Annotated in this window: 10 protein-coding genes; 6 read left to right on the top strand and 4 right to left on the bottom strand. The window is 73.8% G+C overall.

Annotation, left to right across the window (positions count from 1 at the left end):
- Positions 1 to 87 precede the first annotated feature (87 nt).
- Positions 88 to 1,410, top strand: coding sequence for a sensor histidine kinase (locus ACZ5ID_RS21585; protein ID WP_468900266.1), 1,323 nt, complete (start codon positions 88 to 90; stop codon positions 1,408 to 1,410).
- Between the two features lie 338 nt (positions 1,411 to 1,748).
- On the opposite strand, the gene ACZ5ID_RS21580 is transcribed toward ACZ5ID_RS21585, so the two are convergent.
- Both ACZ5ID_RS21580 and ACZ5ID_RS21575 read right to left on the bottom strand, forming a co-directional pair.
- Positions 1,749 to 2,243, bottom strand: coding sequence for an SUKH-3 domain-containing protein (locus tag ACZ5ID_RS21580; RefSeq protein ID WP_468900263.1), 495 nt, complete (start codon positions 2,241 to 2,243; stop codon positions 1,749 to 1,751).
- A gap of 10 nt (positions 2,244 to 2,253) precedes the next feature.
- Positions 2,254 to 2,856, bottom strand: coding sequence for a YwqJ-related putative deaminase (locus ACZ5ID_RS21575; RefSeq protein WP_468900260.1), 603 nt, complete (start codon positions 2,854 to 2,856; stop codon positions 2,254 to 2,256).
- Between the two features lie 286 nt (positions 2,857 to 3,142).
- Between ACZ5ID_RS21575 and ACZ5ID_RS21570 the strand changes: the two genes are divergently transcribed.
- The 3 genes from ACZ5ID_RS21570 to ACZ5ID_RS21560 all read left to right on the top strand — a co-directional run bounded on the left by ACZ5ID_RS21570 (position 3,143) and on the right by ACZ5ID_RS21560 (position 8,112).
- Entirely contained in the window at positions 3,143 to 4,117 is a 975-nt protein-coding gene (locus tag ACZ5ID_RS21570; protein ID WP_406557281.1) for an SMI1/KNR4 family protein, read from the top strand.
- 5 nt (positions 4,118 to 4,122) lie between these two features.
- Entirely contained in the window at positions 4,123 to 6,948 is a 2,826-nt protein-coding gene (locus ACZ5ID_RS21565) for an SUKH-4 family immunity protein (RefSeq protein ID WP_468900558.1), read from the top strand.
- A gap of 261 nt (positions 6,949 to 7,209) precedes the next feature.
- Positions 7,210 to 8,112, top strand: coding sequence for a cellulose-binding protein (locus ACZ5ID_RS21560; RefSeq protein ID WP_468900258.1), 903 nt, complete (start codon positions 7,210 to 7,212; stop codon positions 8,110 to 8,112).
- A gap of 48 nt (positions 8,113 to 8,160) precedes the next feature.
- On the opposite strand, the gene ACZ5ID_RS21555 is transcribed toward ACZ5ID_RS21560, so the two are convergent.
- Positions 8,161 to 9,759 carry a sodium/solute symporter gene (locus ACZ5ID_RS21555; RefSeq protein ID WP_468900255.1) on the bottom strand — a complete coding sequence of 533 codons (1,599 nt, stop codon included), beginning with the start codon at positions 9,757 to 9,759 and terminating at the stop codon, positions 8,161 to 8,163.
- Complete coding sequence (locus ACZ5ID_RS21550) at positions 9,756 to 10,088, bottom strand: DUF485 domain-containing protein (RefSeq protein WP_468900253.1); 333 nt, start codon at positions 10,086 to 10,088, stop codon at positions 9,756 to 9,758. The genes ACZ5ID_RS21555 and ACZ5ID_RS21550 overlap by 4 nt, the downstream gene beginning before the upstream one ends.
- A 580-nt stretch (positions 10,089 to 10,668) precedes the next feature.
- Between ACZ5ID_RS21550 and ACZ5ID_RS21545 the strand changes: the two genes are divergently transcribed.
- Together ACZ5ID_RS21545 and ACZ5ID_RS21540 are read left to right on the top strand one after the other, a co-directional pair.
- Positions 10,669 to 11,457, top strand: a complete 789-nt coding sequence (locus ACZ5ID_RS21545) for an ABC transporter ATP-binding protein (RefSeq protein WP_406556085.1) — start codon at positions 10,669 to 10,671, stop codon at positions 11,455 to 11,457.
- Entirely contained in the window at positions 11,454 to 14,027 is a 2,574-nt protein-coding gene (locus ACZ5ID_RS21540) for an ABC transporter permease (RefSeq protein WP_468900250.1), read from the top strand. The genes ACZ5ID_RS21545 and ACZ5ID_RS21540 overlap by 4 nt, the downstream gene beginning before the upstream one ends.
- The last annotated feature ends 55 nt before the right edge of the window (positions 14,028 to 14,082 follow it).

Here is a 14,082-nt window from a genome sequence, read left to right as displayed (position 1 = left end):
CGCCGCGGGAACCATGCGTGTTCGATTGCGTTCTGTGCTGGTGAAGTCACCGGAAAATCGCTGGCGGGCGCCCGTAGGCTGGATGGCATGACCGCAACGGGGGCAGACCACTACTCCGCGGGGACGACCTCCCGCGGCTGGTGGTGGTGGGAACGGCGGCGCGGTGCCGCCCTGGACATCGGACTGGGGCTGGCCTCCGCGTTCGAGTGTGCATTGGAAGGTGTGAAGTTCGCCGGGGACGCGGGGGTCCCCGTACCGGCCGGGGTGCTCTTCGGGCTGGTGGCCGGGGTGACACTGGCCGCGCGGCGACGCTGGCCGGTCGCCGTCGTGCTGGTCTCCATCGCCGTGACCCCGGCCAACATGGGCTTTCTGCTCGGCATCGTCGGCCTGTACACGCTGGCCGCCTCCGAGGTGCCGCGCCGGATCACCGCGGCGCTGGCCGGGATGTGCCTGGCGGGTACCTTCATCGTCACCTTCGTACGGATGAACCAGAGCGTCGACGACGGCGCCTTCGACGGCGGGCGCTGGCTGGTCCCGCTCTTCTCCGGCGTGATGGCGCTCGGCCTGACCGCTCCGCCGCTGCTTCTGGGGCTCTATATAGGGGCCCGGCGCCGGCTGATGGAGTCGCTGCGCGAGCGCGCCGACTCCCTGGAGCGGGAGCTGTCGCTGCTCGCGGACCGCGCCGAGGAGCGCGCGGAGTGGGCCCGTACGGAGGAGCGCACCCGGATCGCCCGCGAGATGCACGACGTGGTGGCCCACCGGGTGTCCCTGATGGTGGTGCACGCGGCGGCGCTCCAGGCGGTGGCCCGCAAGGACCCGGAGAAGGCCGTCAAGAACGCGGTGCTCGTCGGTGACATGGGCCGCCAGGCGCTGACGGAGCTGCGCGAGATGCTGGGCGTGCTGCGTACCGGTGAGGCGGTGCGGCGGACGGACCGGGCGGACGTGCCGGCGGCGGTCCCGCTGGCGGCCGTGGGCGCGGCGGCTGCGGCGGCAGCCGCCGCGGCGGAGGAGGGGCCGTCTCTGGCCGACATCGAGGCGCTGGTCGGCCAGTCCCGGGAGGCCGGGATGGTGGTGGAGCTGATGGTCCACGGGGTGGAACGGGCGTACGACGCGCTGGTGGAGCAGACCGCGTACCGGGTGATCCAGGAGGCGCTGACCAATGTGCACAAGCACGCGGCGGGCGCCAAGGTGATGGTCCGCCTCGCCCACCGGGACGCGGAGGTGGCCATGCAGATCGAGAACGGTCCGGCGGACGGGGCGACGGCGGACGCGGGGCTGCCCAGCGGGGGGAACGGGCTGGTGGGGATGCGGGAGCGGGTGCTGGCGCTGGGGGGTGTGTTCGTCTCGGGCGTCACGGACGCGGGGGGATGGCGGGTGTCGGCGGTGCTGCCTTCCCGGGGGGCGGGGTAGGCCCCCTTGTTGCCGGGGGTTCGTCTGCGGGCCGGTGGCGGGTCGCTCGCGCAGTTCCCCGCGCCCCTTTTGGGCCGGGGGTTCGTCTGCGGGTTGTGGGTGGCTGGTCGCGCAGTTCCCCGCGCCCCTGGGGGGCTGGGCCGGCGGTTCGTCTGCGGGTCGGGGGTGGCCGGTCGCGCAGTTCCCCGCGCCCCTGAGGGGGTGTGGCTGGGCCGGATTTTCCGGGGGCGGGCGGGTGCCTCAGGGGCGCGGGCAACCCCCCACGACCTGCGGACGGCCCCCGGGCCGGTGATAGGCGCGGGCAACCCGCCACGGCCCGCGGACGGACCCCGGGGCGGTCAGGGGCGCGGGGACGTCAGGCGGATCGGCTGGACTCCTGTCATCAGGGTGTTCAGGGCCAGGTCCAGGTCCGCCCCCAGGTACCAGTCCCCCGTGTGGTCGATGCTGTACACCCGCCCCTCGCTGTCGATCGCGAGCACGGCCTGCTGCTCCCCCTCCTCACCCAGCGGCGCCAGCTCCGTCTCCAGCGCCCGGCCGAGGTCCGCGAGCGTACGGGCCAGATGGAGCCCGGCCACCGGGTCGAAGCGGACCGTGGCGGGCGCGTTGTGGCGGCCGGGGCCCGGCGCGGTCAGCCGCAGGCCCCCGAACTCGGCCCACGCCTCCACGGCCGCCGGGAACACGGTGTGCCGGTGCCCGGCGGGCGAGGTGTGCGCGCGCAGTACGTCGGCCCAGGCCTCGGCCTGCCTGATGTCCCAGCGGCCCGGGTGCCACCCGGCGGCGCGCAGCGCGGCGTCGACGGGCACGGGGAAGCGGGTGGTGGAGACGTCCGGCATCGTGTTCGGTTCAGCCCTTCTCGGCGGCGGGGTCCACGGCGCGTACCCCGAAGTGGGCGAGCAGCGCGGTGCAGGAGCGGCAGGGCGGGGCGTAACTGCCGTGCAGCGGGTCGCCGTCCTCGCGGATGCGGCGGGCGGTGACCTTGGCGTGCTTGAGCGCGCGGCGGGCCTCGCCGTGGGTCAGCGGCTTGCGGCCGGACCTGCGCGACTTGCCCGCGCGGGCCGACTCCAGCGAGGACAGCTGGCGGGAGAGCAGGATCGCCTCGGGGCAGCGCCCGGTGAAGCGTTCGCGCTGGCCGCTGGTGAGGGTGTCGTGGAAGTCCTGTACGAGCGGGTGGAGCACCGGTGGCTGGTCGCCCTTGCCGGCGGTGCAGGTCAGTGTCTGGCCCCGGAGCGAGAGGGCGGCTGCCACGGCGGGGAGGATGCCGTCGCGGCGGTGCAGCAGTACGGGCGCGGAGGCGGTCGTACTGCTCCACTGGAGCCGGGGGTCTCCTGACCCCGGACCCGGTGCCCCCGGTGTCGCAGGTGTCCCCGTCCGGGAGTCCCCTCCCGCCGGTGCCCCGGCCCGGGGGGCGCTCGCCGCCGTACCCGATATGTCGGTCGTTCCGTGCATGGTGCTCGCTGTCCCTCCCGTTGCCGACGCTCTTCGCCGCCGGTGTCAACGCCCCCGTTAACGCCCCGTTGCGGGAACAGACTGCCAAATGTGCCCAGTGGTACGGAAGCTGGGGCTCTGATGTCACTACGTCCGTGTCGTCACCATCGCCGCACGGTGACCCGGTTGTGACACCAGGTCACGGTGGTGCCGGGCCGGCGCACGGCAGGGACCCGGTATTGCCCCACCGCATAGTCTGGTTCCTCACCAGCCAGACGCAGCAGCTCGCACGCAGGGGGCATCCGCCATGACGACAGGTCGGCTCGGGCACGCCGCGCCACCGAACGCGGCCTACGCCGGGCAGGTCGTGAACTTCCCGGACCCGGTCCGCGCCTCCCGCCACCCCAGAGGGGTGCGGGTGGACGGTGACGGCTTCCCGGACTTCTCGGCGTACGCGCGTGCGGCGGCGGAGATCGCGGAGCCGCCGGAGGGCTTCGGCGTGGACGAGCTGCGGCTGACCGACTACGTGTCGGCCAACGCGGCGCTCGCCGCCGACGGCCACGAGCTGTGGGACACCGTCCCGGCGGTCGCGACCCCGCACGGCTGGACCTGGCACCACGTGCCCGGCACCCGCCGGCTGGAGCTCGTCCCGGTCGAGGTGAAGGCGCTGCTGCGCCACCACGGAGGGCTGACGACGGCCGGTGTCGACCAGGACAAGCGCGGCACCCGCCCGCTCCAGGAGACGCGCCCGGTGCACTTCGGCGTACCCAAGGGCCTGGTCTCCGTCTCCGAGGCCCAGCTCCTGGGCGTGGAGGAGGACCTGGGGTACCGGCTGCCCGGCGCCTACCGGACGTTCCTGAAGGCGGCGGGCGGTTGCGCGCCGGTGGGCGCGGCGCTCGACGCGGAGCTCGGGCTGCTGGTGGACCAGCCGTTCTTCACCGTGCGCGACCAGGCGGCGGTCAACGACCTCGTCTACATCAACAAGTGCCTGCGCGACCATCTGACCAAGGACTACCTGGGTGTGGCCTTCGTCCAGGGCGGCATCCTCGCCGTGAAGGTGAAGGGTTCCGCGACCGGTTCGGTCTGGTTCTGCGCGTACGACGACGCGCGCGACCAGGACGGCTGGAGCGTGCAGGAGCGCGTGGAGCGGCTGCTGCTGCCCTGCGGCGCCGACTTCGACGACTTCCTCCAGCGTCTCGCGGGCAACCCGCCGGAGCTGGAGACCGTGGCGAACCTGATGGTGGACGGCGGCTTCGCGCGCGCCGTACCGGTGGGGGAGTGAGTGTGATGGTGACCTTCGCCCAGGCGCAGGAGCGCGCGGAAGAGTGGATCAACGGGGATGTTCCCGCGTACCAGCACCGTGAGGTGCGGGTGCGGGAGTTCGAGCTCGGGTTCGTGGTGTGGGCCGAGGACCGTGCCGAGGGCCCGTCCTCGGACGGCGGCCGTCAGCGGCTCGTCATCGCCCGGGACAGCGGGGAGGCCACCCTGTGGCCGGGACTGCCGGTGGGTGAGGTGATCCGGCGGTACGAGGAGGAGTACGGCGTGGCGGACGAGCCCGAGGACGCGGTGCCCGCGCCCGAACGCATCGACCTCAACCAGACGTCGTTCCTGCTGACGCCGCCGGAGTGGTTGCAGGAGGCGGCGGACCGGATGGGGATTCCGGACCGCCGGGAGGAGAGCGGGGCGGCTGCGGCCCCGGTGCGGGACGCGGCGCCCGCGTGGCCCACTCCGGCGCCCGCCCCCGCCCCCGCCCCGGCTCCCGCGCCCGCGTCGTCCGGGGCGGTGGCGTGGCCCACGCCGACGTCCGACGTGCCGGCCGGGGCGACTCCCTGGGCCGGTACGGACACGAACGCCGGCTCGGACGAGGGGTCCGTCCCGCTTCCGGCGACGGTGTTCGCCCCGCCGCTGTCCGGCTCGGACCTGGACGGGACCCCGCCGCCGAGGGTCCTCCCGGAGGCCAGGACGGCGCTGCTCCAGGGCGGCAGCCAACTCCCGCCGACGGCCATCGCCCCCGCCCTCGACCCGCAGGCCCCGCCGCCGGGGCTGCCCGGCGGCGACTCGCGGGCGGCGGCCGGTCAGACCGCGCCCGGCGGCCCGGACGCGGCCCCCGGTCCCGATGGTCCGGGTGTGCCGGTCGGCGGTCCTGGCGTGCCCGGTGGTCCGGGTGTGCCCGGGGCCCCGATCGGCCCTGGTGGTCCCGGTGGTTCGGGTGCTTCCGGTGGTCCGGGTGCGCCTGGCGGTCCCGGTGGTCCCGGTGCGCCCGGTGGTCCGGGTGTGCCCGGCGGTGGTCCGGGTGTGCCCGGAGCCCCGGTCGACCCCGGCGTGCCCGCTGGCCCCAGCACCCCCGCTGGTCCGGTCGCCTCCGGTGGCCCGGCCGCGCCTGTCGGCCCCGGTGGCCCCAGCGCCCCCGGAGCCCCGGCCGCCCCCGGCCCCGCCGGTGGTCCGGGCGTGCCGCCCGGTCCCGGCGTGCCCGCCGAGCCTTCCACCCCGGCGCCCGGGGCCTCCCGGACGGCCCCCTCCGCCGCCGACATCGCCGATGCCGCCACCAGTAAGGCGGCCCCGCCGCGCGGGGCGCGGGGGACGACTCCGCCGCCGCCCGGGGAGCCCGGGGCTCCGGGGGCGCGGCCGGGCGGGGCGCCCGCTTACGTACCCACGCAGTTGGTCTCGCAGCTCGGCCCCGACGGACCTCAGCCCGCCGGGCCGCCCGCACCCCCGGCGCCGCCGGGCGGGGGCGTGCACCATGCCGCGACCATGTTCGCCGACCCCGGCCGGCCCGGGGCCGGGCCCCAGCCGCCCGCGCCGCCCGGTCCGCCCGGCGCCCCCGGTGCCGCCCGCGCGCCGCAGCCGCCGGGGCCTCCCGGGGTGCCCGGTGCGCCGCAGCCTCCCGGCGCCCCCGGGGTGCCCGGTGCCGGCGGCGGTGCGCACCACGCCGCGACCATGTTCGCCGACCCCGGTCAGCTGGGGCCCGGTGGGCGGCCCGGCGCGCCCCAGCCTCCCGGGCCGCCCGGGGTGCCCGCCGGACCCGGTGGTGTCCACCACGCCGCGACCATGCTCGCCGGGCCCGCGCAGATGGGGCCCGGGGCACCGCAGCCCCCGCAGCCGCCGGCGTACGGCTACCCGCAGCAGCCCACCGGGGTGCCGACCGTGGGGCCGGGATACCAGGCCGTGCTGCGCTACCGCGCCGCCGACGGCTCCGAGCAGCAGCTCATCCGGCGTTCGGCGCCCGGCATCCCGCACCCGGAGTGGCAGATCTTCCACGAGCTGCGCCAGATGAACGTGCCGCCGGACCACGTCCTGGAGCTGCACACCGAGCTGGCGTCGTGCGAGCTGCCCGGCGGGTACTGCGCGCGGATGATCCGGGAGACCTGGCCGCAGGTGCGGATCACCTCCGTCGCCCCGTACGGCACGGACCACGCCTCGCGCCGCCAGGGCGTGCGGCATCTGCTCACCCACCAGGGCGAGCTGGCGCAGGTCGCGGACGGTCCGGCCCGGCCGCAGCCGGTGCGCGCGCCGCTGCCGCAGGTGCAGCCCGCGCCGCCGCTGCCCCCGGAGGGCGTGGCGCACGAGCTGGCCGGTGCCTTCGGCCCGCAGGGCGTGTTCCGCTTCGACCAGCGGGCGGTGTCCCGCCAGGGCGTGCCCGAGGCGGTCGCGGTGACGCTGGTGTGGGCGGGGCTGCCGGTGGACTTCGGTCCGTTCTTCTGGGCGCAGGCCGTGCCCGGCCAGCCGGTTCCCACGCTCGCCGAGCTCGCCGCCCAGCGGCAGGTGCAGGCGGCCCCGGACGCGGGCTCGTACCTGGTCATGGGCTCCGACTTCGGCCGGGCGATCTGTGTCCAGTACGGCACCGCCAACATCGTCGCGGTGCCGGTGGAGGCGGGCCCCGGGGGCCAGTCCGTGCCGCCGCAGTTCGTGAACTCGGGGCTGCCCGAGTTCGTCCGGTGCATGGCGCTGCTCGGCCGGATGTGGCGGCTGCGCTATGGGCTCAACCCCGAGCAGGCGGGCCGCTGGACGGTCGACTTCCAGGCGCAGCTCGCCGCGCTGGACCCGGCGGCGCTGGCCTCGCCGGAGAGCTGGTGGTCGGTGCTGCTGGAGCAGTTCTGGGACGGGCTGCTCTGAGTCGGCGGCGGGAAGCGTACGTATACGTACGTAGGTAAGTGCGTTGATATGACGAGGCGTTCGCCGCACCGCGCGGCGGGCGCCTCGTCGCCTTTCCGGCGCCCGTTTCCGTACGGCTTCCGGTTCTGGCGGCAGTTGACGCATCCTTGGCCGTTACGGATGGGCGGAGTGTCGCGTTATGACCACTTCGCTGTGATCCAGCAGGATGTGGCCGGATCGCGTCGTGTTCGGAGAGGTCGAAGAAGTCGGAGGACGTCACAGATGAGTGCAGCGCCCGAACCACCGCAGCAACTCCGGGGTTTCGCCGTCGTACGGGGCGGCCGGGGCTACCGGACCGACCAGGTCGACCGACAGCTCGGCGTTCTCGGCGAGGAGCGCGACGCCGCCTGGGAGCGCGCGGCACGGCTCACCGTCCTCGCCAAGCGCATGGAGGCGGAGGCCGCCGCCCTGCGCGACCGGGTCGCGGCGCTGGGCCCGCAGTCGTACGAGTCGCTCGGCGGCCGGGCCCAGGAGCTGTACGCCCTGGCGGTCGACGAGGCCGACGCCGTACGGGCGGCGGCCCAGGAGGAGGCGGCGGCCGTGCACGACGCGGCCGACGCGGCCGGGCGCCGGGCCCGCGAACTCGCCCGCGAGCACGCGGAATCCGTCCGCGCGGAGGCCGAGGAGAGGGCGCGGCGCCTGCTGCTCGCCGCCCGGACGAGCGCCGACGAGCACCGCGAGCAGGCCGGTGCCGAGGCGGCGCAGTGGCGCGCCGAGGCGGCGGACGCGCTGCGCGATGTGCGCGAGCGGACCGGGGCCGCCCGGGCCGAGCAGGAGCGCGAGCACGCCGAGCGCTTCGAGGCCCTGGACCGTGGGACGGCCGCGCGGCAGGCCGAGCTGGACGCCCGGCACGCCGAGTTGACCGCCCGCGCCGAGGCCGCCCTGGCCGAGGCGGAGCGGACCCTCGCCGAGGAGCGGGAGGCGGCCCGGCACGGTCAGGAGGACGCCGAGGCGCGGGGCGCGGAGCTGGTCGCGGCGGCCCGGGTGCGGGCCGAGCGCATCGCGCGCGAGACCGAACGGGTGCTGCGGGAGCACGCCCATGCCCGGGAGGAGGCCGTCGCGCACATGGCGCACGTACGCAGCAGTCTGGCCGGTCTGACGGGACGCGCCCCGGCGGAGGGCTGAGCCGCCGGGGCCGCGGGGCGGCGCGCGGGCCCGGCCCCGGGCGCGGGGTCAGCGTCTCGCGCCCGCCAGGATCCAGCCCTCCACCGCCTCGTACCGCTGCCGCTGGGCGTAGACGTCGCGGCGGCTGAGCACCGTGCCCAGCCAGCCGACCGCGAAGCCGAACGGGATGGAGACGATGCCGGTCGTGGTGAACGGGAACCAGTTGAAGTCATGGGCGGGGAAGACGGACTGGGGCGAGCCCGACACCAGCTTCGTGCCCGTCATCACCACCACCGTGAACACCGTGCCGCCGATCAGCGTGCACAGCAGCCCGGCCCGGGTGTAGCGGCGCCAGAAGAGACTGAGGATCAGGGCCGGGGCGAGCGCGGACGCGCCCAGGCAGAACGAGAGGGTGACCAGCGGCTGGAGGTTGTGGTTCTGGGCCGCCGTGGCCAGCGCGATCGCCGGGACGCCGACGGCGAGCGCGGCCACCCGCGCCGTGTTCGTCTCGGTGGCGTCGCGTACCCCGGCCCGGCCGCGCACGGCGTGGGCGACCAGGTCGTGGGCGAGCGAGTTGGCGCACGCCAGGGTCATCCCGGAGATGGAGGCCAGCAGCGTCATGAAGATCGCGGTGGCGACCGCCGTGAAGAGGAGGGTGCCGGCCGTCGAGGCGTGCGGGCCGACGAGCGCCTGGCTGGTCAGCAGGATGGACGTCCTGCCCTGCGGGTCCGCCGCCGTCAGGGCGCGCCGGCCCACGACGGCCGCCGCGCCGAAGCCGATCACGATGAGCGCGAAGCAGATCACCACGACGGCCGAGACCGCCCAGGAGAGCGAGCGCCGCACCGCGCGGGCGCTGCGGGCGCTGTACATCCGCATGGTGATGTGCGGCAGACAGGCCGCGCCGATCACCACCGTCAGCTGCGAGGAGACCATGTCCAGCGCGTCGCCGCCGAACTGGAGCCCGGAGGAGAGGTATGCCGGGCCCGCGCCGCTGCCCCGCGCCGCCTCGCCGAGCAGCCGCCCGGGGCTCCAGCCGTACCGGTTCAGGACCAGGGCGGCGACGGTCAGCGAGGAGAGGGCGAGGACGACGGTCTTGACCGCCTGGATGAAGGCGGTGCCCTTCATTCCGCCGATCGCCGCGTAGCCGATCATCAGCAGTCCGAGCATCACGACGCAGCCGGTCTTGAACCGCGCGGTGTCGAAGCCCAGGACGAACGCGATGAGGTCGCCCGCGCCGGCCAGCTGGACCACCATCAGCGGCAGCAGCGCGGCGAGCGTGACCAGGCACGCGGTGACCCGGACGGCGGGTCCGGGCGCCCGCCGCGCGAACGCGTCGCCCATGGTGAACTTGCCCGCGTTGCGCAGCGGTTCGGCCAGCAGGAACATCAGCAGCACCAGCGACAGGGCGGTGCTCAGGGTGAGGACGAGACCGTCGTAGCCTGTCAGCGCGATGACCCCGACGGTGCTGAGCACGGTGGCCGCCGAGACGTAGTCCCCGGCGATGGCCAGGCCGTTGCGCAGCGGTGAGAGCGAGCGGTAGCCGGTGTAGAACTCGCCGAGGTCGTCGCGGTCGGGCGCGGTCATCACGCACAGGAGCAGGGTCACGGTGATCACCGTGATGAACGCGACCAGGGACATCGCCCGGGCGTCGGAGGCGAATCCGGTCATCGGGGGTCTCCGTCCGTGTACCGGCGGGCGTGCGCGGGTTGTTGGGCGGCCCGGTGGCGCAGCGCGGCGGCGAGCGGGTCGACGGTCCGCTGGGCGGTCCACTCGTAGACGGCGGTCGCGGCCAGCATCACGGGCAACTGGCAGATCCCGAGCAGCAGTCCGGCGGTGAGTCCGCCGGAGACGTGCCGGGCGAGGAGGCCCGGGGCGTACCCGGAGAGGAGGAGGAAGAGGACGAAGTACCCGAGGGCGGTGAGCGTGGAGACGCGTCGCAACAGACGGTAGGCGGAGCGGAGTTGGGGGAGCCCGGGGGAGGGCTGGTGGTGCGGCATCGGCTGCTCCTTGCAGAGGGGGACGGGGGAGCCGGAAGCGCTGGTGGGTGGCGGCGAACTTACCGGTCGGTATGCGGGAGGGGGAGTCCCTGGGGCGAATTTTTCGGTCCGGGGTTTTGTTACCCTCGGTAACTTTTTTTTTTTGGGTGAGTTCCCTGAAACCGCGGAGTCTGCCTCGCGCCCCACTCGGGGTGGTCCCGGCTCCACCCCCTCGCCCCGGGCCTGAGCGGCGGCGGAGAGCGTTCGGGTGGAGGCGCCCCCGACGGGACTCAGCCCTGGGGTGGAGAGCCCCTACGGGTTCCTCCCTACTTCAGGGCAGGGGGTGTTCGTCCTGGCGGAGGACGAGAAGAGGGGGAGCGGTTCTTTAACGTGGTCCTACATCGAGCGGCTGCGGGGGGCCGCAGGTGGGAGGTGGGGCTAACCCCCCATGCAAGACACCGCCGGGCACCAGGGTGCCGGGCGTCCTCGATCGCCAGACTCAAGACGTACGCACGAAACGCGGCGGCGACGAGGCTCCGGACCATGCGGGAGCCGGGCCACCGACGCGCTGACGCACTGACTCGCAACGAGGAGAAGAACCGTGACAACGGCTGTGACCATTCCCAGGCACGGGGGCACTGGAGGGCAAACGGCGGTCGCGGCTCGGGCGCGCCAGGTCGTCAAGGCGTACGGCTCGGGGGAGACCCGCGTGGTGGCCCTCGATGACGTGGACGTGGACATCGCGCGGGGGCAGTTCACCGCGATCATGGGCCCGTCGGGCTCCGGCAAGTCCACGCTGATGCACTGCCTGGCCGGGCTCGACACGGTGACGAGCGGCCAGATCTACCTGGACGACACCGAGATCACCGGCCTCAAGGACAAGAAGCTCACGCAGCTGCGCCGCGACCGGATCGGCTTCATATTCCAGGCGTTCAACCTGCTGCCGACGCTCAACGCCCTGGAGAACATCACGCTTCCGATGGACATCGCGGGCCGCAAGCCCGACCGGGAGTGGCTGGACCGCGTGGTGGAGACCGTCGGGCTCGCCGGACGGCTCAAGCACCGCCCCACCCAGCTCTCCGGCGGTCAGCAGCAGCGCGTCGCGGTCGCCCGCGCCCTCGCCGCCCGCCCCGAGATCATCTTCGGTGACGAGCCGACCGGAAACCTGGACTCCCGCGCGGGCGCCGAGGTCCTCGGCTTCCTGCGCCGCTCGGTGGACGAGCTGGGCCAGACCATCGTGATGGTCACCCACGACCCGGTCGCCGCCTCCTACGCGGACCGGGTGCTCTACCTCGCGGACGGCCGGATCGTCGACGAGATGTTCCGCCCGACCGCGGAAGCCGTGCTGGACCGCATGAAGGACTTCGACGCGCGGGGGCGGACGTCATGACCGTGCTCAAGACCTCGATGCGCAACTTCTTCGCGCACAAGGGACGGATGGCCCTCTCGGCCGTCGCGGTCCTGCTCTCGGTGGCGTTCGTGTGCGGCACGCTCGTCTTCACCGACACCATGAACACCACGTTCGACAAGCTCTTCGCCGCCACCGCGGCCGACGTCACCGTCAGCCCGAAGAACGCCAAGGCCGACGACCGGCCGCAGACCGGCAGGCCGGAGGCGCTGCCCGCCTCGGCCCTGGAGAAGGTGCGCGGCACCGCAGGGCTGAAGTCCGCCGAGGGCGGCGTCTCCAGCTCCAGCGTCACGGTCGTCAACTCCGAGAACGAGAACATGGGTTCCTCCACCGGAGGGCCCACGATCGCCGCCAACTGGACCGCCAACGACCTCAAGGCGATGGAGATCACCTCCGGTCACGCCCCGCGCGGGCCGACGGAGATGATGGTCGACGCCGACACCGCCGACAAGCACGATCTGAAGATCGGCGACGAGCTGCGCACCATCGCCGTCACCGGTGACTTCACAGCCAAGATCACCGGCATCGCCTCCTTCAAGGTGACCAACCCGGGCGCGGCGATCGTCTACTTCGACACCGCCACCGCCCAGCGCGAACTGCTCGGCCGCACCGGCCTGTTCACCAACCTCTCGCTCACCGCCGTCGACGGCGTCAGCGACGAGCAGCTCAAGCAGAACGTCGCCGCCCGGCTCGGCGCCGGCACCTTCAAGCTGGAGACGGCCGCCGAGGCCAAGGACTCCGGCCGCGACTCGATCGGCTCCTTCCTCGACGTGATGAAGTACGCGATGCTCGGCTTCGCCGGAATCGCCTTCCTCGTCGGCATCTTCCTGATCATCAACACCTTCTCGATGCTGGTCGCCCAGCGCACCCGCGAGATCGGCCTGATGCGGGCGATCGGCTCCAGCCGCAAGCAGGTCAACCGCTCGGTCCTGGTCGAGGCGCTGCTGCTCGGCTTCTTCGGCTCCGTCCTCGGGGTCGGCGCGGGTGTGGGTCTGGCCGTCGGTCTGATGAAGATCATGGGCTCGATGGGTCTGGAGCTGTCCACCGACGACCTGACGGTCAAGTGGACGACCCCGGCGGTCGGCATGCTGCTCGGCATCGTCGTCACCGTCCTCGCCGCCTACCTCCCGGCCCGCCGGGCGGGCAAGATCTCGCCCATGGCGGCCCTGCGCGACGCCGGTACGCCGGCGGACGGCAAGGCGGGCCTGGTCCGGGCGATCATCGGCCTGGTGCTGACCGGCGCCGGCGCCGCCTCGCTCTACGCGGCGGCCCACGCCGACAAGGCCAGCTCCGGCTCGGGCGTCCTGGGCCTGGGCGTGGTCCTCACGCTCATCGGCTTCGTGGTCATCGGCCCGCTGCTCGCGGGCGGTGTGGTGCGGGTGATCAGCGTCCTGGTGCTGCGGATGTTCGGCCCCGTCGGCCGGATGGCCGAGCGCAACGCGCTGCGCAACCCGCGGCGTACGGGAGCGACCGGCGCGGCCCTGATGATCGGGCTCGCCCTGGTGGCCTGCCTCTCGGTGGTCGGCTCCTCGATGGTCGCCTCGGCCACCGCCGAGCTCGACAAGTCGGTCGGCGCGGACTTCATCGTCCAGGCGGGCAACGGCCAGCCGATCGTCCCGCAGGCGGCCGACGCCCTGCGCAGGACGCCGGGCATCGCCCATGTCACCGACTACAAGTCGGTGGACGTGAAGATCACCACGCCGGACGGCAAGACCGGCGACGAGGACATCTCCGCGGCCAGCCCGACCTACGCCGAGGACCTGCGGCGCGAGACGGTCTCCGGCAAGCTCTCCGGGGCGTACGGCAAGGACGCCATGTCGGTCGGCGACAAGTTCGCCGAGGAGCACGGCGTCAAGGTCGGCTCCACGCTGACCGTCGCCTTCAAGGGCGGCAGCACGGCCCGCCTCAAGGTCGCGGCGATCACCTCGGACGACACCAATGTCGACAAGGGCGCGATGTACACCAACGTCACGACCGCCGAGCGCTATCTGCCCGCCGACCGGGTGCCGAAAAACATGATCATGTTCGCCAAGGCCGAGGACGGCAAGGCCAAGGAGGCCTACGCGGCCCTGAAGGCCGCGCTGAAGAAGTACCCGCAGTACAAGGTGCAGGACCAGACGGACTTCAAGAAGGACCTGAAGGACCAGATCGGCCAGCTCCTGAACATCGTGTACGGCCTGCTGGCCCTGGCGATCATCGTCGCGGTGCTCGGCGTGGTGAACACCCTGGCCCTGTCGGTGGTCGAGCGGACCCGGGAGATCGGCCTGATGCGCGCCATCGGCCTCTCGCGCCGCCAGCTGCGCCGGATGATCCGCCTGGAATCGGTGGTGATCGCCCTCTTCGGCGCCCTGCTGGGCCTCGGCCTCGGTATGGCCTGGGGGACGACCGCGCAGAAGCTGCTGGCCCTGGAGGGCCTGGGCGTCCTGGACATCCCCTGGCCGACGATCACCACGGTCTTCGTCGGATCGGCGTTCGTGGGTCTGTTCGCCGCCCTGGTCCCCGCCTTCCGGGCGGGCCGCATGAACGTGCTCGGAGCAATCGCGAGCGAGTAGCCGCCGTACGGGGGTCGGCGGGGCGGCCCCGGGGAGTTCTCCTGAACTCCCCGGG

Source organism: Streptomyces sp. NPDC031670 (assembly GCF_055580545.1).
This window is presented reverse-complemented; position numbering and strand designations above follow the sequence as displayed.

What these genes read in the sequence shown, in the direction of transcription:
- ACZ5ID_RS21555 (WP_468900255.1), bottom strand. Translation starts at nt 9,759, where the DNA reads ATGACCGGATTCGCCTCCGACGCCCGGGCGATGTCCCTGGTCGCGTTC.
- ACZ5ID_RS21565 (WP_468900558.1), top strand. Translation starts at nt 4,123, where the DNA reads ATGGTGACCTTCGCCCAGGCGCAGGAGCGCGCGGAAGAGTGGATCAAC.
- ACZ5ID_RS21575 (WP_468900260.1), bottom strand. Translation starts at nt 2,856, where the DNA reads ATGCACGGAACGACCGACATATCGGGTACGGCGGCGAGCGCCCCCCGG.
- ACZ5ID_RS21585 (WP_468900266.1), top strand. Translation starts at nt 88, where the DNA reads ATGACCGCAACGGGGGCAGACCACTACTCCGCGGGGACGACCTCCCGC.
- ACZ5ID_RS21540 (WP_468900250.1), top strand. Translation starts at nt 11,454, where the DNA reads ATGACCGTGCTCAAGACCTCGATGCGCAACTTCTTCGCGCACAAGGGA.
- ACZ5ID_RS21580 (WP_468900263.1), bottom strand. Translation starts at nt 2,243, where the DNA reads ATGCCGGACGTCTCCACCACCCGCTTCCCCGTGCCCGTCGACGCCGCG.
- ACZ5ID_RS21560 (WP_468900258.1), top strand. Translation starts at nt 7,210, where the DNA reads ATGAGTGCAGCGCCCGAACCACCGCAGCAACTCCGGGGTTTCGCCGTC.
- ACZ5ID_RS21550 (WP_468900253.1), bottom strand. Translation starts at nt 10,088, where the DNA reads ATGCCGCACCACCAGCCCTCCCCCGGGCTCCCCCAACTCCGCTCCGCC.
- ACZ5ID_RS21570 (WP_406557281.1), top strand. Translation starts at nt 3,143, where the DNA reads ATGACGACAGGTCGGCTCGGGCACGCCGCGCCACCGAACGCGGCCTAC.